This window comes from Streptomyces sp. NPDC012835 (assembly GCF_042900885.1).
Taxonomy (GTDB): domain Bacteria; phylum Actinomycetota; class Actinomycetes; order Streptomycetales; family Streptomycetaceae; genus Streptomyces.
Window position 1 is genome coordinate 273,478 of record NZ_JBIBBW010000001.1, and the last position, 20,597, is coordinate 294,074.

Genomic DNA, 20,597 nt, shown 5'->3' on the forward strand with positions numbered 1-20,597 from the left:
ATACCTCACGGAATGGGGCTTCGGGAGCCCGGGTGTACGGCGGACGACTGGCGTACGGCGGGGCGGGAGCGTGCCGTTCAGGAGGGTCCGAATTCCCGGTCGATGAAGCTGAAGAGTTCGTCGGCCTCCGCGGACTCCAGGTGACCGGGGACGTCGGCCGGGGCCCTCTGCCCGGTGTGGTCCGGAGCCGGGCCGTCCGGAGCCGGGCCGTCCGGTGCCGGGCCATCCGGTGCCGGGCCATCGGGAACGGGAGCGTCCGTGTCGGCGCCGTCCCGGCCGCCGCTCCACCGGGACAGAACACTCGTCAGTCGGCTCGCGACCATGGCGCGCGTCGCGTCGTCCGGCGGCACGCGGGTGCCGAGCAGCGCGGCCTCCAGCCTGTCCAGCTCGGCGGTCAGGGCGGGGTCCGCGTCCCCCGTCGTCCCGGCGGGTGTCAGCTCCTCTCCCAGGTGTTCGGCGAGCGCGGCCGGGCTCGGGTGGTCGAAGATCAGGGTCGCGGGCAGCCGCAGCCCGGTGGCCGCGTTCAGCCGGTTGCGCAGTTCCACCGCGGTGAGCGAGACGAAGCCGAGGTCGAGGAAGCCGCGATCGGGTGCCACGGACCCCACTCCGCCGTGCCCGAGGACAGCCGCGGCGTGTTCCCGGACGGACCGGAGCAGCACCCGCTGTCGCTCCGCGTGGCCGAGTCCCGACAAGCGCCGTATCAGCGGCGCCTCTTCCGGACGGGAGGCGTCGGCGCGGACGGGGGCGCGTCGTACGGGGACCGGCCGAGGGGCGTGTCCCGTGGGCGGGGCCGGGCGCGCGGTGAACACCTCGTCGCCACGTACGGCCATCCGTTCCGGGCGCTCCCCCGCCCCCACCGAGGCCGCGAGGTCCGCCTCGCGCACCGGTCGTACGGCCAGGGCGTCCACCGACACGACCGGCATCCCCGCCGCGTCGGTCACCGTCACCGACAGCCCGCCGTCACCCTTCGGCGCCAGCCGCAACCGCACCGCGCAGGCCGCGGCCCCGTGCGGCGACACGCCACTCCACGCGAACGGCAACCGCACCCCGTCCCCGTCCGCGCACGCCAGCCACGCGTACAACGCCGTGTCCAGCAACGCCGGATGCAACCCCAAGCGCCCCGTGCCCGGCATCTCGGGCAGCTCCGCCTCGGCGAAGACCTCCTCTCCCCGGCGCCACACCGACCGCAGCCCGCGAAACGCCGGCCCGTAGGCGAGCCCGACGCCCGCCAACCGCTCGTACGTCCCGGCGAAGTCCACCGTCTGCGCCCCCGCCGGCGGCCAGGCGCCCATCTCCCCGGAGCCGTCCGTCTCACCACCGACGCCCAGCACACCCCGCGCATGGCATGTCCACGCACCGCCGCCACCACTGCCGTACACGCTCAGCTCGCGCCGGCCGTCCTCCCCCGGTCCGCCGACGACCAGCTGCACCCGGGCCGCGCCCTCGTCGGCCAGGACCAGCGGCGCCTCCAGGGTCAGTTCCTCCAGCCGCGGGCAGCCCGCCTCCTCCCCCGCCCGCAAGGCCATCTCCACCCATGCCGACCCCGGCACGACCACCCGCCCCAGCAGCATGTGTTCGGCGAGCCATGGCTGGGCGCGCGGCGACAGACGCCCCGTCAGCAGGAACCCCTCCGACGCGGGCAGCGGCACCGCCGCCCCCAGCAGCGGATGCTCCGTCGGCTCCAGCCCCACAGCGGCCGCGTCACCGGCCCCCGTGGCAGCGCGCGGGGCGAGCCAGTACCGCCGGCGCTGGAACGGGTACGTCGGCACGTCCACGTGCCGCGCCCCCGATCCCGCGAACGCCGCGGACCAATCCACCCCTGCGCCGGCCACGAACGCCTCCGCCACGGACGCCAGCAGCCGATCGGGGCCGCCTTCCCCACGGCGCAACGACCCCACCGCCGCGATGTCGACCCCGCAGTCGTCGGCCGTCTCCGCCACGGCCATCACCAGCACCGGATGCGCGCCGGCTTCCACGAACACCCGCAGGCCCTCGCCGAGCAGTACCCGCACCGTCTCCTCGAACCGCACCCTCCCGCGCAGGTTCCGGTACCAGTACCCGGCGTCCAGCTCCGCCGTGTCCAACACGCCGCCCGTCACCGTCGAATAGAACGGGACCGACGACGGCCGTGGCGCGATCCCGGCGAGACTCCGCTCCAACTCGGCCTCGATCGCCTCGACATGCGCACCGTGCGAGGCGTAGTCCACCGACACCCGGCGTGCTCGAACGCCCTCCGTCTCACACTCCTCCAGGAACTGCTCGACGGCTTCCACATCGCCCGACACCACCACCGCCGTCGGCGCGTTCACCGCCGCCACCGACAGCCGCTCGCCCCAGCCGGCCACCCGCTCCTCGGCGGCTTCCACGGGCATGCTCACCGAGGCCATCGCGCCCCGGCCCGACAGCGCCCGCAGCGCGCGCCCGCGCGCCGCCACGACCCGCGCGCCGTCCTCCAGGGACAACCCGCCCGCCACCACCGCGGCGGCGATCTCGCCCTGCGAGTGCCCCACCACCGCGGACGGCACCACGCCCAGCGAACGCCACGTCCCCGCCAGCGACACCATGACGGCCCACATCACCGGCTGCACCACGTCGACCCGGTCGATCCAGTCGGGGCCCTCGACGCCGCGCAGGACATCCACCAACGACCATGCGACCGAGGGCGCCAGCGCCGCCGCGCACTTCTCCATCCACCGCGCGAACACCGGCGACGAATCGAGCAACTCGACCGCCATTCCGCGCCACTGCCACCCCTGGCCGGGGAAGACGAGCACCACCCTGTCGTCGGAGCCGACCACGGCACCGCGCACCACACCGGGGGCCTCCCGCTCCTCCGCCAGAGCGGTCAGACCACACGCCAGGCCGGCGCGATCCGCGCCCAGGACCACCGCGCGACGGTCGAACACCGCGCGGGTGGCCGCCAGCGAGCAACCGACATCGGCCGGTGACACCGCTTCCGGCCCCGCGCCCTCGTCGGTGAGCGGCAGCAGCCGCGCGGCCTGGTCCCGGACCGCCGCCTCGGACCTGGCCGACAGCACCCAGGGAGTGACACCGCCGATGAACACCGCCGGGGTGTCCGGCACGGTCCCGCCGTCCGCACCGGCGGCCTGTTCCCGGGCCTGCTGCGGCGCCGGCTCCGGTGTCTGCTCCGGCGCCGGCTCCGGTGTCTGTTCCAGGATGACGTGGGCGTTCGTTCCGCTCACGCCGAAGGAGGACACACCGGCCCGGCGCGGTCGGCCCGTCTCGGGCCACTCGACGGGGTCGGTCAGCAGCCTCACCGGGCCCGCTGACCAGTCGACGTGTGTCGACGGTTCGTCGGCGTGCAGGGTGGGCGGCAGCACACCGTGCCGCATCGCCAGCACCATCTTGATCACACCGGCCACACCGGCGGCCGCCTGGGTGTGCCCGATATTGGACTTCACCGAACCCAACCACAACGGACGGTCCCGGTCACGCCCGTACGTGGCCAGCAACGCCCGCGCCTCGATCGGATCACCCAGCCTCGTCCCCGTACCGTGCGCCTCCACCGCGTCGACCTCGCCGGCGGTCAGCCCCGCACTCGCCAACGCCGCCCGGATCACCCGCTGTTGCGCGGGTCCGCTCGGCGCCGTCAAGCCGTTGGAGGCGCCGTCCTGGTTCACGGCCGAGCCCCGTACCACCGCCAGCACCCGGTGCCCCCGGCGCCGGGCCCGCGACAGCCGCTCCACCACCAGGACACCCACGCCCTCGGAGAAGCCGGCGCCGTCGGCCGCCGCAGCGAACGCCTTGCAGCGCCCGTCGGGAGCGAGCCCGCCCTGGCGGGTGAACTCGGTGAACAGGCCGGGCGTGGCCATGACGGTCACGCCGCTGACGAGGGCGAGCGTGGAGTCGCCGGTGCGCAGGGACTGTACGGCCAGGTGCAGCGCCACCAGCGAGGACGAGCACGCCGTGTCCACCGTCACCGCCGGACCCTCCAGGCCCAGGGCGTAGGCCACCCGGCCGGAGAGCACACTGGCCGTGACGCCGGTGGTGACGTACCCCGCCGCCTCCTCGGGCACGTCGGGGCTCATGGCGAGGTAGTCCTGACCGTTCGTCCCGGCGAAGACGGCGGTGGCGGTGCCCCGGAGCGCCGAGGGGTCGATGCCCGCCCGCTCCAGCGCCTCCCAGGACGTCTCCAGCAGCAGCCGCTGCTGCGGGTCCATCGCCAGCGCCTCGCGCGGCGAGATCCCGAAGAAGTCGGCGTCGAAGTCCCCCGCGTCGTGCAGGAAACCGCCCTCGACGGCGCAGGTCGTCCCGGCGCGCTCGGAGCCGGAGTCCGGGTCGTACAGGGCCGCCACGTCCCAGCCGCGGTCGTCGGGGAACGGGGTGATGCCCTCCCCCGCCGTGTCGAGCATCCGCCACAGGTCCTCGGGCGACCGGACGTCACCGGGGAACCGGCAGCTCATCCCGACGATGACCACGGGGTCCTCGTCCGGCGCGGGCTCGGTGGCCACGGGCGGGGCGGACGCCGGCGCCTCCGGCTCGGGGACCAGCTCGGCGCGCAGCCGGGCCGCGAGCGCGCGGGCGTTCGGGGAATCGAAGGCCACGGTGGACGGCAGGGTCAGGCCGGTCGCCGCGCTCAGGCGGTTGCACAGCTCGACGGCGGTCACCGAGTCGAGGCCGAGGTCCTTGAACGCGCGGGACGGATCGACCGCGTCGGCTTGCGCGTGGCCCAGCACCGACGCCACGTGCCCGCGCACCACGGCGAGCATCGCCGTCTCCTGTTCGGCCCCGGTCGCCAGGCCGGCCAGCCTGCCGGCCAGGGAGCCAGGCGCGTTCGCCTCGCGTGTGCCGGGATCGGCCGCCCGTGCGAGCCGGCGCACGTCGGGCAGGTCGGCGAGGAAAGGGCTGGGGCGCGTGGCGGTGTACGCCACGTGGAACCTGTCCCATGCGATGTCCGCGATCACGACGCCCGGCTCGCCTTCGGCCACCGCGCCCGCCAGCGCCGACACCGCCAGTTCGGGGTCCATCTCCGGCAGGCCGTGCCGGCGCGCCACCGCGCCGATCCCGCCCTCGGCCATGCCTCCGTCGGCCCAGGCGCTCCAGGCCACCGAGGAGGCGGGCAGGCCGAGGCCGTGCCGGTACTCGGCGAGGGCGTCGAGGTAGGCGTTGCCCGGCGCGTAGTTGCCCTGTCCGGAGGCGCCCAGGGTGCCCGCGACGGAGGAGAACAGCACGAAGGCGTCCAGGTCCCTGCCGTGGGTCAGCTCGTGCAGGTGCCAGGCGCCGTCGGCCTTCACCCGCAGCACGCGGTCGATCTGCTCGGGGGTCAGCCGTTCCACGAGGGCGTCGTCCAGGACGGCGGCGGTGTGGACCACCGCCGACAGCGGGCAGTCGTCGGAGATGCCGTCGAGGAGCCGGGCGAGTGCCGCGCGGTCGCTCACGTCGCAGGCGGTGAGGGTCACCCGGGCGCCGGCGGCCTCCAGTTCCTCGCGCAGCGCGCCGGCGCCGGGCGCCTCCGGTCCGCGGCGGCCGGCCAGCACCACGTGCTCGGCGCCCGACCGGACCAGCCAGCGGGCCACCCGCCCGCCCAGGGCACCGGTGCCGCCCGTCACCAGCACGGTGCCGCGCGGTTGCCACCGCGCCCGTGGATCGGGACGCGGGGCCCTGGCGAGGCGGCGGGCGAACGTACCGGAGGGACGGATCGCGACCTGGTCCTCGCCCTCGGCGCCGGCCAGGACCGCCGCCAGCAGGCGGCCCGCGTGCGCGTCCCCGTGCTCCGGCAGGTCCACCAGGCCGCCGAACCGCTCCGGGTGCTCCAAGGCCATGATCCGGCCGAGGCCCCACACCATCCGCTGGGCGGGGGCGGCGGCCCTGTCCGTGTCCGGCACGGCCACCGCACCGCTGGTCAGGCACCACAGGGGGCCGTTCACCCCCGCGTCGCCCAGCGCCTGGAACAGGGCGAGCGTCCCGGTCAGGCCCGCCCGGGGGACACCGGTTCCGGCGGGCGGCCCGTCGGCCAGGGACAGCAGCGACAGCACACCCGCGTACGCTCCGGTGTCCGCCCGCGCACCGCGCAGCGCGTCGGCGATCCGGTCGCGGGCGGCTCCGGCGGGCAGCTCGACCGTGACCACCTCGCCGCCGTGATCGCGCACCGCGGCCGCGACCGGCCCGACGGCCTCGGCGGCGCGGCCCTCGGGGGCGGCCAGCAGCCAGGTGCCGGACAGCGTCGGGCGACGGGCCGTGCTCATGGGCACCCACCGGGTGCGGTAGCGCCAGCCGTCCACCGTCGAGGTCACGCGCTGCCGCTGCCGCCAGGACGTCAACGCGGGCAGCACCCGCGCCAGCGACGCGTCGTCGACCTCCAGGGCGCCGGCCAGCGCCGCCGCGTCGCCGCCCTCCACGGCCTGCCAGAACGCCGCGTCCGCCGCGCCGCCCTCCGGCGCGGGCGCGGCGTCCGGAGCCCACCAGAACCGCTCGTGCTGGAAGGCGTAGGTGGGCAGCTCGACGCGGTGTGCCCCCGACCCGGTGTACGCCCGCGTCCAGTCCACCGGCACACCGTGGACGAACGCCTCGCCCAGCGACGTGAGCACACGTCGCGCACCGCCGTCGTCACGCCGCAGCGAACCGACCACCACGGCGTCGCTCCCCGCGCTCTCCAGCGTCTCGCGCATGCTCGCGGTGAGCACAGGGTGCGCGCTGCACTCCACGAACGCCCCGAAGCCCGAACCGGCCAGCGCCCGGATCGCCTCTTCGAAACGCACCGTCTGGCGCAGGTTGCGCACCCAGTACTCGGCGTCCGGGCCACGCCCGCCCTCCAGCCACTCCCCGGTGACCGTGGAGAGGAAGGGCACCGCGAACGCGCCGGGTTCCACCGCCGCCAGGTCGGTGAGGACGCGCTCGCGCACCTGGTCGACCTGCGAGGAGTGCGAGGCGTAGTCCACCGCGACACGACTCGCCCGTATCCCGTCGCGCTCGCACCGCGCCAGCAGTGCGTCCAGCGCCTCCGGCGTACCCGACACCACCGTGGACGACGGGCCGTTGACCGCCGCCACCGCCATCGCGCCGCCCGACGCCTCGACGCGCCGGCGCATGTCGTCGGCCGGCGCCGCCACCGACACCATCCCGCCGCGCCCGGCCAGTACGGCGCCGATGGCGCGGCTGCGCAGCGCCGCCACCCGGGCGCCGTCCCGCAGCGACAGGCCGCCGGCCACCACGGCGGCGGCGATCTCTCCCTGCGAGTGGCCCACCACGGCCGCGGGTTCGACTCCGTACGAGCGCCACACCTCGGCCAGCGACACCATGACCGCCCACAGCGCCGGCTGGACCACGTCGACGCGCTCCAACGCGTCGGCGTCGTCGAGCACGTCCAGCAGCCACCACTCCACGAACGAGGACAGCGCCACCGCGCACTCGCCCATCCGGGAGGCGAACACGGTCGAGGACGACAGCAGTTCCCGGGCCATTCCCACCCACTGCGATCCCTGCCCCGGGAACACGAACACGGGCCGAGGTGTGTCTCCGCCGCCTCGCGCCGTACCGCTCGGCGCGGTGCCGTCCGCCACGGCCCGTACCGCTTCGATGAGTTCCCGCCGCGAGCCGCCCGTCACGACCGCCCGCCGCTCGTGGAGCGACCGCGAGGTGACCAGTGACACTCCGATGTCGGCGGGCGACACCTCGGGACGCGTCTCCAGGAAGGACGCGAGCCGCCGGGCCTGCCCGCGCAGCGCCGCCTCGGACCTGCCCGACAGGACCCAGGGCACCGCGGCGGGGGCGTCGCCCGGCTCCCGCGGCGGCGCTCCCGGCCCGGCCGGGGTCTCTTCGGACTCCTCGGCCTCCTCCAGGATGACGTGTGCGTTGGTGCCGCTGATCCCGAACGAGGACACTCCCGCCCGGCGCGGACGGCCGTCCCCGGCCCACGCGCGCGGCTCGGTCAGCAGCTCCACCCCGCCCGCCGACCAGTCCACCTGTGGCGTCGGCTCCTGGGCGTGCAAGGTCCGCGGCAGCACCCCGTGGCACATGGCCAGCACCATCTTGATCACACCGGCCACCCCCGCGGCCGCCTGCGTATGGCCGATGTTGGACTTCAGCGATCCGAGCCACAGCGGGCGGTCCCCGCCCCGGTCCCGCCCGTAGGTGGCCAGCAGCGCCTCCGCCTCGATCGGGTCCCCGAGTTTCGTCCCCGTACCGTGCGCCTCCACGGCGTCGACCTCGCCCGCGGTCAGCCCCGCGCTCGCCAGCGCCGCCCGGATCACCCGCTGCTGTGACGGGCCGTTGGGCGCCGTCAGGCCGTTCGACGCACCGTCCTGGTTCACGGCGGAACCCCGCATCACGGCCAGGACGTGGTGTCCGTTGCGCCTGGCGTCCGACAGGCGCTCCACCACCAGCACGCCCACGCCCTCACCCCACCCCGTACCGTCCGCGTCCGCCGAGAACGCCTTGCACCGGCCGTCCGCCGACAGCCCGCGCTGCCGGCTGAACTCGATGAACATGTCGGGGGAGGCCATGACCGTGACGCCGCCGGCGAGCGCGAGGTCGCACTCGCCGGAACGCAGCGCCTGACCGGCCAGGTGCAGCGCGACGAGTGACGACGAACACGCCGTGTCCACCGTCACCGCCGGACCCTCCAGGCCCAGCGCGTACGCGATGCGGCCGGACATCACGCTCGGCGCGTTACCCGTCAGCAGGTAGCCGGCGTAGCCGTCGGTGGCCTGCTGGGCACGTGGACCGTAGAAGTGGGTGGTGGCGCCGATGTACGTACCGGTCGCCGACGCGTGGAGCGATCGCGGGTCGATTCCGGCGCGCTCCAGTGCCTCCCAGGACGTCTCCAGCAGCAGCCGCTGCTGCGGGTCCATCGCCAGCGCCTCACGCGGTGAGATCCCGAAGAACTCCGCGTCGAAGTCGCCGGCCCCGGTGAGGAAGCCGCCGCTCCGTGCGTAGCTGGTGCCCCAGTGCTCGGGGTCCGGGTGGTAGAGGGCGTCCAGGTCCCACCCCCGGTCGGCGGGGTAGCCGGAGATGGCGTCCTCGCCGCCGACGACCACCTGCCACAGTTCTTCGGGCGTGCTCACCCCGCCGGGGTAGCGGCACGCCATGCCCACGATGGCCAGCGGCTCGGCCGTCGCCCTCGCGACGCGCGCGACGGCCGCCTGCCGCTTGCCGGTGATCTCCTCGTGGAGGTGGTGGGCGAGACCGCGCGGGGTCGGGTAGTCGAAGACGAAGCGGCCGGCGACGGGCAGACCGGTGCGCGCGGCGAGACCCTCGGCCAGCTCCTGTGCCATCAGCGAGTCGAAGCCGAGGTCCTTGAAGGTCAGGGCGGCGTCGACCCGGCCGGTGTGCTCCATGACCGCCGCCGCTTGGTCGCACACCGCGTCGAGGAGGGCGTCGCGTTGTTCGGGCTCGGACAGCCCGGCCAGGACGGAGGCGAGGTGTCCGCCGGCACTTCCCGGGGCCGATGTCGTCGCCGCCTCGGTCCCGTCGGCGCCCCCCGGGCCCGGCATCGTCGCCGTCCCGGTCCCGCCGGGCTCGTCGAGGACCTTCCGAGGAGGTTCGGCGGCCGTCCCCTCCGGTGACGCCTGGCTCTCGATCCAGTACCGCCGGCGCTGGAACGCGTAGGTGGGCAGGTCGACTTGGCGCGCCCCCGCGAAGAACGGCCGCCAGTCGGCCTCCGCTCCGCGCACCCACAGGTGGGCCAGCGCGGTGGTCGCGGTGTGCGTCTCGTCCCGGTCCCTGCGGCAGAAGGGGACGGCGACGACATCGGCGGACATCCGCCCGTCCCCGGTCCTGGCCCGGACCGACTCCTTGACCATGGGGGTGAGAACGGCGTCGGGGCCGAGCTCCAGGAAGGTCGCCACCCCGTGCTCACGCATCGTGGTGACCGCGTCGTCGAACAGCACGGTCCTGCGCACCTGGCGCACCCAGTACTCCGGATCCCGCAACATCCCCGGAGCCGCCGTCCGTCCCGTGACGGTCGACACCACCGGCACCGACGGGTCCCGGTACTCCACCGACCCCAGGACCCGCCCGTACGCTTCGAACATCGGCTCCATCAACGCCGAGTGGGACGCGTGCGACACCGCCAGACGCCGCGTCCGCGCTCCCAGCGCCGCCAGGCGCTCCACCTCGGCCAGCACCGGCTCGACCGTGCCCGTGAGCACCACGGACTCAGGGCCGTTCACCGCCGCGAGCTCCACGCCGTTGCCCAGCCGCACCGCCTGGGCCCCGGTCCCCACCGCCACCATCACGCCCTCGCCGATCGGCAGGCCGTGCATCAACCAGCCACGCGCCAGCACCACCCGGGCCGCGTCCGGCAGCGACCAGACACCCGCCGCATGAGCCGCCACCAGTTCGCCCAGCGAATGACCCGCCACCACCGAGGGACGCACGCCCCACGAGCCCAGCAGGCGCCACAGAGCGACCTCGAACGCGAACAACGCCGGCTGCGCCCACCCCGTCCCGTCCAGCCCGTCGACGCCTCCGGACATCACCTCACGCAACCGGTCCGAGAAGTGGGCTCCGACCCCGTAGAACTCCCGCGACTCCGCCGGGAGACGTACGGCGGCGGCCACCTCGGCGACGACCTCGTCGAAGACGCCCAGCACCTCGTCCAGCGCCTCGGCGAACGCGCCGAAACGCGACAGGCCCTCGCCCATGCCGATCCGTTGCGCGCCCTGGCCCGAGAACACCGCTCCCACGCCGCCGTCCACCACCGGCCCCGACACCACACCGGGTCCGACGCCCCGCCCGGCCAGCCCCGACAGCCCCTCGGTCAACTCGTCCCGCCCCGTGCCCACCACCACCGCGCGGTGCCCGAAGCGCGACCGCGACGACGCCAGCGACCAGCCCAGGTCCACCGCGTCCACGTCACCGGCGTCCTCGGCGAACCGGGCCAGTCGGCGGGCCTGTCCGCGCAGTGCCTCCGGGGAGCGGCCGGAGACGATCCAGGGCACGACCGGCAGGTCCGGTCCGGTACGCCCGCCGGGGCGCTCGGCCACGGGTTCCGGCCGCCAGTCCGACAGCACGACGTGGCAATTGCTGCCGCCCATCCCGAAGGAGCTGACTCCGGCGACGAGTTGCTCGTCCGGCGCCGGGTCCCCTGGCCACGGTCCGAGTTCCCGCTGCACCCTGAGATTGAGGTCGTCGAGGGGGATCCGGGGGTTCGGTGTCTCGAAGTTCAGGCTGGCGGGCAGCAGTCGGTGCCTGAGCGCCAGGACGGTCTTGATCAATCCGGCGATACCGCCCGCGCCGCTCAGGTGGCCGATGTTGGTCTTGACCGACCCGACCGCCAGCGGCCGGCCGGCGGGACGCCGGCGGCCGATGGCCTCTCCCAGCGCGGCGGCCTCGACCGGGTCGCCCACCGGGGTTCCGGGGCCGTGCAGTTCGACGTAACCGGCATCGGCCGGGGAGAGGCCGGCGTGCTCGTAGGCCCGGCTGACGACGGCTGCCTGGGAGTCCACCGTCGGCGAGGTGAGCGTCTCCCCCCTGCCGTCGTTGTTGGTCGCGCTACCGCGTACCAGGCACAGGATCCGGTCCCCGTCGTCCAGCGCGGCGCTCAGCCGTTTGAGCACGACGGCGCCACCGCCCTCGCCCGGCACGTATCCGTTGGCCCTGGCGTCGAACGTGTAGCAGCGGCCGTCCGGCGAGAGGCCGCCCAGACTCGCGGCGAGCAGCACGCCCTCCGGCATCAGGTGCAGGTTGACGCCGGCCGCGATGGCGAGTTCCGACTCCCCGGACCGCAGGCTCGCGCAGGCCAGGTGCAGGGCCACCAGGGAGGAGGACTGCGCGGAGTCGACCGTGAGGCTCGGGCCGTCGGCGCCGAGGAAGTTGGAGAGCCGGTTGGCGATGATGCCGCGCTGGATGCCCGGCATGGTGTGGTGGGCGCCGAGTGCCGGGGCGTGACGCGTCAGCAGCTTCGCGTAGTCGTCGGCGTTCACGCCGACGAAGGTGCCCAGTCGGCTGCCGCTGATCTCGCCGGGGACCATCCGGGCGTCCTCCAGCGCTTCCCAGCCCAGCTCCAGGACGAGTCGCTGCTGCGGATCGACGAAAGGCGCCTCGCGGGGCGAGAGACCGAAGAAGCCCGCGTCGAAGTCCGCGGGGCGGTCGAGGAAGGCGCCCCACCGGGGCGCCCCGTGCGCGGCGGAAACCGTCCAGCGCTCCGGCGGGACCTCCGTGACGGCGCTCTCGCCCGCTGTCAGCAACTCCCACAGGCGCCGCGGGCTTTCCGCCCGCGGGAACCGGCACGAGACGCCGATCACGGCTATCGCCGTGTCCGGGTCGACAGCGCCTCCGGTGGGAACTTCTCCAGGCAGGCCGACAGTCGTCATCGAGAGAAACCTCCAGCACCGGACGTACGGCCGAACGGAAACGAATACGGAAGAAGCCCGGCGGGGAGTTCATGCTCTCGGTATACCGTGCATCAACCGCCTTTGACTGTCCGACATCACACCCTTCGGACACGTCGGCGATCACCGCCGTTACGGCGGCGATCGCACCGATGCCCCACAGCGGGCAAAAGGAAGTTCCGGGCCGTCCCGAAACACCGGTGACGTGTGTGTCCGCTCAGCTGAACGCGCTTTTCACCGAGTGCCGCCGCGGACCGTCCGCCCCGGCGACGGATTTCGCGGTCCATTGCCCGACCGGCCGTCGGATGATAAGTGTGATGTCAGCACATGCCGCGTCTTCCGGCACCGGCCGACCGGTCCCGTCCTCCGGTGAACTCCCCTTCACCGAGCGGCTTACCGGGCCCGGTACCTCACGCGGACTTCGCGCATCACACCCGACCGGCCGTCGGCCTCAGCCAATGGAATCCGCTGTATCACCATGGAGGGAACAAGGGGTATGCCGAATTACGACGCCGTGGCTTCCGAAATCGCAGAGATACGCTCGACCTATATCCGGGACCGTTTCGTTTTCGTCCCCGGCGCCCAGCTCACCGGGATCGTCAGGGAATTGGGCGCCACGGACGATGACCTGGAGAACCTCGCCACCGTCAGCGAGGGGCTGACGAGCGACCCGACCCTTCCGTTCCGAAAGACCAGGACCGGCCGTTTCGGCTTCGACCCACGGTCCATGCGGGTACGGCGGCTGGAATTCCAGCCGTTCATGCTGTCCACGGAGGACGACTTCGTACGGCACGATTCCGGCCGGGTACGCGTCTTCGACGAGATTCAGAACGACCTCCAGCTCAACACCGCCCTCCAGGCACTCTTCGTCTTCAAGTTCATGGTCTTCGACGGTGTGACGGTCACCCACCGGCCGAAGCTGGACTACGACAGCGACCAGTGGATGTGCACCCTGCTCAACGTGAGGACCACCACCGACGGTGACCTGATCGGCGAGCCGGCGCTCGAAGGGGTGCACAGCGACGGCGTCGACCACACCATGACGACCTATCTGGGCAGCGAGAACATGACGGACGACAGCGCCGTCACCTTCCTGCACGACATGCGCGAGGTGAACGGCACCCGATGGCACGACACGAACGCCGACCTCGTCCGCGCCGAGGCGCAGCATCGTGACTTCCTCGACACGTGCCTGATCGTCGACCACGAGAGCAAGCACAGCGTGTCGACCCTGTACGCCGCGGACCGGTCGAAGCGGGCCACCCGGGACCTGCTGGCCTTCCTGACCCGCAAGCCGGTGGCCGAGGGACACCACTCGCACTCCTTCGACTCGCTCGAACCGCACCGGGAGCTCCCCATGACGGCCGACCTGCTCCGACTCGACAGCGCGCCGTCCGCCTAGGGCGTGTGGCGTCCGGCCGAGAGGGTCACGACGCGGCCCACAGGTCGTGGAGGGACCGCTTCAGCGGCACCTTCGGGGACCAGCCGAGCGCCCTGCGCGCGAGCCGGATGTCGGCCCGGGTCCACGCGCCGCCCTTGCTGTGCACCGGGGCCTGCCCCTTCCGCACCAGGTGCGGGGGCACGCCCGATACGGAGACGAGGATTCCGGCGAGTTCCCGCATGCTGGTGGCGGTCCCCGAACCGATGTTGATCAGGGGCGGGGCCGTCCGCACGCCGGCCGCCAGCACCACGGCCTCGGCGATGTCACGTACGTCGACGAAGTCGCGCTGGTCGTCGACGACCGTCAGATCGAGGGGCGTGTCCTCGCCGGTGGCCCGCAGCTGGGCGGCGAGTCGGCCGAGGAAGCCGTGGAGCGGGGCGCCGGGTCCGCAGCCGTTGGTGAGACGGAGCACGCAGCCGTCCACGCGTCCCGCCTCCGTGGCATCGAGGACGACGCGGCTGCCGGCCAGCTTGGTGCGCGCGTAGACGCTGCCGGGGGCGGTCGGGTGGTCCTCCGCGATGGCGGTGCCCGCCGGGACGGGACCGTACTCGTGCACGGTGCCGAGCTGGAGCAGCCTCGGGCGTCGGCGGAGCGTCGAGACGGCTCGTACCAGCCGGTCGACGAGCAGGACGTGCTCGGCCGTCATCCGGTCCTCGTCGTCCGCCGCGATGTCGCCCGCCGCGTTGACGACGAGACCGGCCGGGCCCACGGCCTCGGCGATGTCCCCGACCGTCGCGGATGTCACGTCGAGCGCGAGGAAGCGGGCCCCGGGGGTCGGCTCGGCGGGTTTCCTGGCCACGGCCAGGACGTCGTATCCGCGGGCGGCCAGCGCCGCGCAGATGTTCCGGCCCATGAATCCGGTGCCGCCGAGGACGACGGCCGCGCTCGCGTGCGCGTCGGTCACCTCACTCATCGCGCCCGGTCACCCCTCTCCACGTGCGTGTCCGCGTGCAGCGCCCGGCACGCCTCGTACGACGGCAGCCTGCCGGCCCGACGGGCCTCGGCCAGCGTCGGCGCACCCCGGTCCCGTGGGGAGACCAGGTACTCCATGCCTTCGGGCCAGGGCAGCCCGAGGGCCGGGTCGAAGGCGTCGATCTCGTGCTCGGTGGCCGGGTCGTACTCCACCGATGTCACATAGGCGGCCACCGTGTCGTCCCGCAGGGCGACGAACGCGTGCCCGAGTCCCTCCTCCAGGTACACCGCGCGGCAGGAGTCGGGGTTCAGCCGGGTGCTGTCCCAGCGGCCGAACGTGGGGGAACCCACCCGCAGGTCGACCACCACGTCGAGCAGCTCCCCGGCCGGGCAGGTCACCAGTTTGGCCTGGCCGGGCCCCACGTCCTCGTAGTGCACGCCCCGGACGACGCCGCGCCGGGAGAAGCTGTGGTGGACCTGGCCCAGCCGCAGCGGGTACCCCACGGCTTGCGAGAAGGCGGATTCGGTGTACTGGGCGACGAACGCGCCGCGGTGGTCGCGGTGCACGTCGGGTACGAACTCGTAGGCGCCGGGCACTGCCAGCTCTCGGACCTTCATCGGCGACGCTCCTCGGTGAGGTTCTCCAGTACGGGCACCAGATCGTGCGGGGTGGGCGCGGTGAGGTTCTCCTGGCGCAGGCGCTCGGCTCCGCTCGCGAAGGACGGGTCACTGAGCAGCCGTCGTACGCCGTCGCGCAGGACATCGGCCGTCAGCTCGGAGGCGTGCACGGCGATTCCCGCGCCGGCCCCGGCCAGGCTTGTCGCCCTGTTCCACCAGTCGGCGTAGCGGATGGTGGGGATGAACTGGGGTACGGCGTTGACGAGCGCCGTGCTCCAGGAGCCGAAGCCGCCGTAGTGGATGACGGCTGAGGCGGTGGGAAGCAGGGCATGCAGGGGGACGAAGTCGACGACACGGGTGTTGCGGGGGACCTTGGCGAGCTTCGCGGCTTCGGCGGGCGGCAGTGTGACCACCACGTCGATGTCCATGTCGCCCATCGTGTCGATCATGTCGGGGATCGGCAGGAGGGTGTCGCCGACCACGGCATGCGTGGAGAGGCCGGGGGTCAGGACGACGCGCGGGCGCTCGGGTGGCTCGTGCAGCCAGTCCGGGATGTGGGAGGGGCCGTTGTAGGGGAGGTAGCGCAGCGGCATCCGCTCCGCCGTCGGCGGGAACTGGAGGCTGGTGGGTACCTGGTCGATGGTCCACTGGCCGACCACCACCTCTTCGTCGAACGAGCAGCCGTAGCGGCCGAGGTGTCTGCCGAGCCAGTCGGCCATCGGGTCTTCCCGGCGCTCCCTGGGGCGTTCGGCCCGGCGTCGGAGGAAGACGTCGCGCATCGCGGCGTGGTTGTCGAAGCACCACAGCAGCCGGGCGTGGGCGGCGCCGACGACGCGCGCCGCCACCGGTCCCGCGTAGGTGAGGGGTTCCCAGACGACCAGGTCGGGTCGCCAGCGGCGGGCGTAGGACACCAGGTCGGGGATCATGGGGTCGTTGTAGACCTGGTGGGAGAACATGACACTGGCCCTGAGCTTCGCCAGCGCCAGCTCCCAGGAGTGCGTTTCGAGGGTGGGGGTGGACCAGTCGGACAGCGGGTTCTCCAGGGAGCCGCGGTTGCGCGCCAGCATCTCGTGGAAGTTGTGGTCCTCGCCGACGGAGACCGCGGTCAGCCCCACGCCTTTGATGGCGTCCACCAGCGCCGGGCTGCTGGCGACCTGGACATCGTGGCCGGCGACGGCCAGGGACCAGGCGAGCGGCACCATGGACAGCAGATGCGACCTGTCGGAGAGCGTCACGAAAAGTACACGCATCGTCGGGTTCTCCTCAGCCGTTGGTTCGTCCGCCGCGGGCGGGCGCCGCGCACAGGGTGTCCGTGATCGCCGCGGCCACCGCCGGCCCGTGGTCGGCGATGTAGAAGTGGCCCCCGGGGAAGACCCGCAGATCGAAGCCGCCCGTGGTGCGCTCCCGCCAGCCCGCCGCCTCCTCGACCGGGACGTGGTCGTCGGCTTCCCCGGTGAGCGCGACGATGTCGCACCGCAGTGCCGCGCCCGGCTGCGCCGTGTAGGTCTCGAACGCCTTGTAGTCGCTGCGGATCGACGGCAGGACCAGTTGCAGCAGTTCGCGTTCGTCGAGGATCCGCGCGTCGGTGCCGCTGAGCAGGTGCAGCTCGGCGACGATCCCCGCGTCGTCGAGACGGTGGATGTCCCGGTGGCGCCGGACCGAGGACGCGGATCTGGCGGACGCGAAGAACGCCCGGGGGGTTGTCGCCGGCTCTCGTTCGAGCAGCAGGGCCAGTTCGAACCCGACGCTGGCGCCCATGCTGTGACCGAACAGTGCGACGGGACGCCGCGCGGCGAGCGGCTTGAGCACGTCGAAGACGGCTCGGGCCATCTCGGGGATGCTCTCGACGCACGGCTCACGCAGCCGGTCCTGCCGGCCCGGGTACTGGACGACCAGGGCCTCCACGGTCGGAGGGAGCAGTTCGGTGAGCGGGAAGTAGAAACCCGCGGTTCCCCCGGCGTGCGGCAGACACACCAGGCTGATCTCGGCCTCCGGCCTCGGACGGAACCTGCGGAACCACCTGTTCTCCTCGGTGGCGGGCGACGCCATGGTTCTCGTTGGTCCTTTCTCCGGTGTTCCCGTCCCCTCGTCGGCGAGCGGGCCGACGCGGTCCTTGGCTCTCCTCGCCCGTCCGCCTGCTCGCGTCCGGCGAATCCGTCCCCTCTCGTTCCGTAACGGGCGCCGGGGACGGCTCAGCCGCCCATCGCCTCGATCAGGCTCTTGGGCCGCATGTCCGTCCAGTTCTCCTCGATGTAGGCCAGGCACGCCTCACGGGTGTCCTTGTCGTGGGCGACATCCCAGCCGCCGGGCACATCCGCGAAGACGGGCCACAGCGAATGCTGTCCCTCGTCGTTGACCAGCACCAGGAACTCGGCGCCGGGGTCGTCGAAAGGATTCACGCCGGTCTCTCCCTCTCATGCCGTCCTACGTGGGTGACCACCTGAACGCCGCCATCCTCACGTGCCGCGACAGGAGCGGCGATCCGCGAGAGCCACAGTTACGGATCCGGTCGCGCCGTCCACCGGTGCCAAGCACACCCTCGTGTGCCAGTCTTGCTGCGCGGCAGACACCGCAGTCCACCCTCTGTACCCACACGCCGGGTGGCGGCGCATCGCCGACCCCGCGCACCGTGCAGGCCCGCGGATCGCCGTGCTCTCGGCGGCCGCGTTTCCCGGAACGAGCAAAGGCGGAGTTGATGACCGCGACAGGACTGACGTTGCCGTGCCGCGTCGCGGCGCCCCTCAGTGTGTCGAGACTCGCCGCCTCCGCCGCCGCGGTCGACGGCGGGGTGATGAGCAACCTCGATGTGCTGGGGTGGCTCGACAGGCGGCGTCGCGAACACGCGCAGCGGGTGGAGCGGGTGCCGTTCGCCGCGTTGCGCGGCTGGGGCTTCGACGAACGGACGGGCGATCTGCGGCATGAGAGCGGACGGTTCTTCTCGGTGCACGGGCTCCGGGTGCGGTCGGACTTCGGTCCGGTGTCCGCGTGGTCGCAGCCGATCATCCGGCAGCCGGAGATCGGCGTCCTCGGCATCGCGCTGCGGGACTTCGACGGTGTGCCGCATCTGCTCATGCAGGCGAAGCCCGAGCCGGGGAACGTCAACGGCGTGCAACTCTCGCCGACAGTGCAGGCGACCAAGAGCAACTACTCGCGGGTGCATGGCGGTTCCGCCGTCCCCTATCTGAAACTCTTCCGCCACTCGGAACCCGGTGCCGTCGTCGCGGACGTCCTCCAGTCGGAACAGGGCTCGTGGTTCCTGCACAAACGCAACCGCAACATGATCGTGGAGGTCGGCCCCGAGGCCGAGGCGGGTGAGGACTTCGCCTGGCTGACGCTGGGTCAGGTCAACGCACTGCTGCGGCAGGACAATCTGGTCAACATGGACGCGCGGACCGTCCTGTCCTGCCTTCCGGACTGGCGGCAGGACGACCCGCGGCGGGCGCTCCACGCGGATCGGGAGATCCGTAGCTGGATCACGCGGCGGCGGGCCGAGCACGAGGTCGAGGTGGTGCCGACCGGCCTCGCCGAGACCGTGGGCTGGCACCGCACCGCGGACGAGGTGGCCCACGAGCGCGCGCTGTACTTCAAGGTGGTGGCGGTCGATGTCTTCTCGCACCGGCGTGAGGTGCCCGCCTGGTCACAGCCGTTGCTCGAACCGTACGGCACGGGCGTCGCGGCGCTGTTCGTCCGCCGCGTGGACGGCGTGCCGCACGCGTTGCTGCGGGCGCGGGCGGAGCCGGGCTTCCTCAATGTGGTCGAGCTGGGGCCCACGGTGCAGTGTGTGCCCGAGAACTACGCCCATCTGCCCGCGGCCGACCAGCCGCCCTATCTCGCCGAGGCACTGGCCCGGGCCGGCGGCGCCGGCTACGACGTGGTCCTGTCGGAGGAGGGCGGTCGGTTCCGGCACGCCCAGAGCCGTTACCTGATCATCGAGGTGGAGAGCGACTTCCCCGCCGTACCGGACGATTTCCGTTGGGTGACACCATGCCAGTTGGACGAGCTGCTCCGCTACAACCACCATGTGAACGTGCAGGCCAGGACCCTGGTTGCGGCGTTGCGGGCGTGGTGAGCCCGGCCGGGGTCCGGCCGGTGCGGCTGGGGGCGCTCGCCACGTCGTCCATCGCCCGCAGGCGCGTGCTGCCCACCGCGGTGAGCATGCCGGAGCTGGATCTCGTCGCGGTCGCGGGCAGGTCCGCTGACAAGGCCGGCCGTTTCGCCCGGCAGTTCGGCTGCGCAGCGGAGACGGACTACGCGGTGCTGCTCGATCGCCCGGACGTGGAGGCGGTGTACATCTCCACGCCGACGGCGCTGCACCACGGGTGGGCGGACCGCGCGCTGCGCGCGGGCAAGCACGTCCTGGTCGAGAAGCCGCTCGGGGTGAACGCCGACGAGGCGCGCCGGTTGTGCTCCCTCGCGGGCGAGCGCGGTCTCGTGCTGCGGGAGAACTTCATGTTCCCGCACCACCCGCAGCACGCGTTCGCCGCCGACCTGGTGCGGCGCGGACGCATCGGCACACCGAGCACCTTCCAGGCGTCCTTCTGCGTGCCGCCGCTGCCCGCCGACGACATCCGGTACGCACCCGGCCTCGGGGGCGGGGCGCTGCTGGACGTGGGCGTCTATCCGTTGCGCGCAGCGGCGCTGCTCCTGGGGCCAGGGGCGCGGGTGGCGGCGGCGACGCTGCGCACCCGTGCCTCGGACGGGCTCGATCTGTCGGGGCAGGCGCTGCTGGTCGCGTCCTCGGGAGTACTGGCCCAGGTGACGTTCGGCTTCGAGCACGCGTACGTGTCGTCGTACACACTGTGGGGAGACCGGGGCCGGCTGTCGGTGCCCCGCGCGTTCACCCCGCCCGCGGCTCACCAGCCGGTTCTGGTACTGGAGGAACAGGACCACGAGGAGCGGTTCACGCTGCCGGCGTCGGATCAACTGCGGCTCTGTCTCCAGGACTTCGTGGCGGCGGTGCGCGGGGGCGAAGTGGGCGACGGAAGTGCCGAGGCCGACCGGCGGCGGGACGCGATCGCGCTGATGGAGTGCGTGGACGAAGTGCGCGGGCAGGCGGTGCGCGTCACGGTCGACGACCGCCCGTGAGGAAGCCGGTACACGATCGGCCGGGCGCGGGGCGAGGTGCCTGCGCCTCTTCGCGTGAACTCCTCGTACCCCGACCGGCCCGGCCGTAACGACGGTCATCGCGGATGTCTCTCCACCGCGACAACGAAAGCTTGGAACCGTATCCGTCACGTCCCTACGCCACCTCTGTACGCATCCACAAGGAGTGCTGCCATGCACGTCCAGGGCGCTGTCCCGATGGAGCACCACCCCGAACCGGCCCCGAAGTC

Annotated in this window: 9 protein-coding genes; 3 read left to right on the top strand and 6 right to left on the bottom strand. The window is 73.1% G+C overall.

The features are described 5' to 3' along the window. Positions 1–77: 77 nt before the first annotated feature. A complete protein-coding gene (locus ACFY6S_RS01090) occupies positions 78–12,275 on the bottom strand; it encodes a type I polyketide synthase (RefSeq protein WP_389461108.1) in 12,198 nt (4,065 codons plus the stop codon). Positions 12,276–12,807: 532 nt separating this feature from the next. Between ACFY6S_RS01090 and ACFY6S_RS01095 the strand changes: the two genes are divergently transcribed. Next, positions 12,808–13,695 (top strand): 2OG-Fe dioxygenase family protein, encoded by an 888-nt coding sequence (locus tag ACFY6S_RS01095; protein WP_388830143.1) that lies wholly within the window; start codon positions 12,808–12,810, stop codon positions 13,693–13,695. Between the two features lie 25 nt (positions 13,696–13,720). Here the strand turns inward: ACFY6S_RS01095 and ACFY6S_RS01100 are convergent, their stop codons facing one another. The 5 genes from ACFY6S_RS01100 to ACFY6S_RS01120 all read right to left on the bottom strand — a co-directional run bounded on the left by ACFY6S_RS01100 (position 13,721) and on the right by ACFY6S_RS01120 (position 17,663). Further along, entirely contained in the window at positions 13,721–14,647 is a 927-nt protein-coding gene (locus tag ACFY6S_RS01100; protein WP_388830146.1) for an NAD-dependent epimerase/dehydratase family protein, read from the bottom strand. Continuing rightward, positions 14,644–15,264 (bottom strand): dTDP-4-dehydrorhamnose 3,5-epimerase family protein, encoded by a 621-nt coding sequence (locus ACFY6S_RS01105; protein WP_388830149.1) that lies wholly within the window; start codon positions 15,262–15,264, stop codon positions 14,644–14,646. Before ACFY6S_RS01105 ends, ACFY6S_RS01100 begins: the two co-directional genes overlap by 4 nt. After that, a complete protein-coding gene (locus tag ACFY6S_RS01110; protein ID WP_388830152.1) occupies positions 15,261–16,514 on the bottom strand; it encodes an activator-dependent family glycosyltransferase in 1,254 nt (417 codons plus the stop codon). The genes ACFY6S_RS01105 and ACFY6S_RS01110 overlap by 4 nt, the downstream gene beginning before the upstream one ends. Positions 16,515–16,527: 13 nt before the next feature. Then, positions 16,528–17,313: a thioesterase II family protein gene (locus ACFY6S_RS01115; RefSeq protein WP_388830155.1), complete on the bottom strand. Its 786-nt coding sequence runs from the start codon at positions 17,311–17,313 to the stop codon at positions 16,528–16,530. 143 nt (positions 17,314–17,456) lie between these two features. Further along, positions 17,457–17,663: an MbtH family protein gene (locus ACFY6S_RS01120; RefSeq protein ID WP_388830158.1), complete on the bottom strand. Its 207-nt coding sequence runs from the start codon at positions 17,661–17,663 to the stop codon at positions 17,457–17,459. 296 nt (positions 17,664–17,959) lie between these two features. On the opposite strand from ACFY6S_RS01120, the gene ACFY6S_RS01125 reads away from it, so the two are divergent. Then, positions 17,960–19,333, top strand: coding sequence for an NDP-hexose 2,3-dehydratase family protein (locus tag ACFY6S_RS01125; RefSeq protein ID WP_388830161.1), 1,374 nt, complete (start codon positions 17,960–17,962; stop codon positions 19,331–19,333). After that, positions 19,327–20,349, top strand: coding sequence for a Gfo/Idh/MocA family protein (locus tag ACFY6S_RS01130; protein WP_388830164.1), 1,023 nt, complete (start codon positions 19,327–19,329; stop codon positions 20,347–20,349). The genes ACFY6S_RS01125 and ACFY6S_RS01130 overlap by 7 nt, the downstream gene beginning before the upstream one ends. Positions 20,350–20,597: the final 248 nt, after the last annotated feature.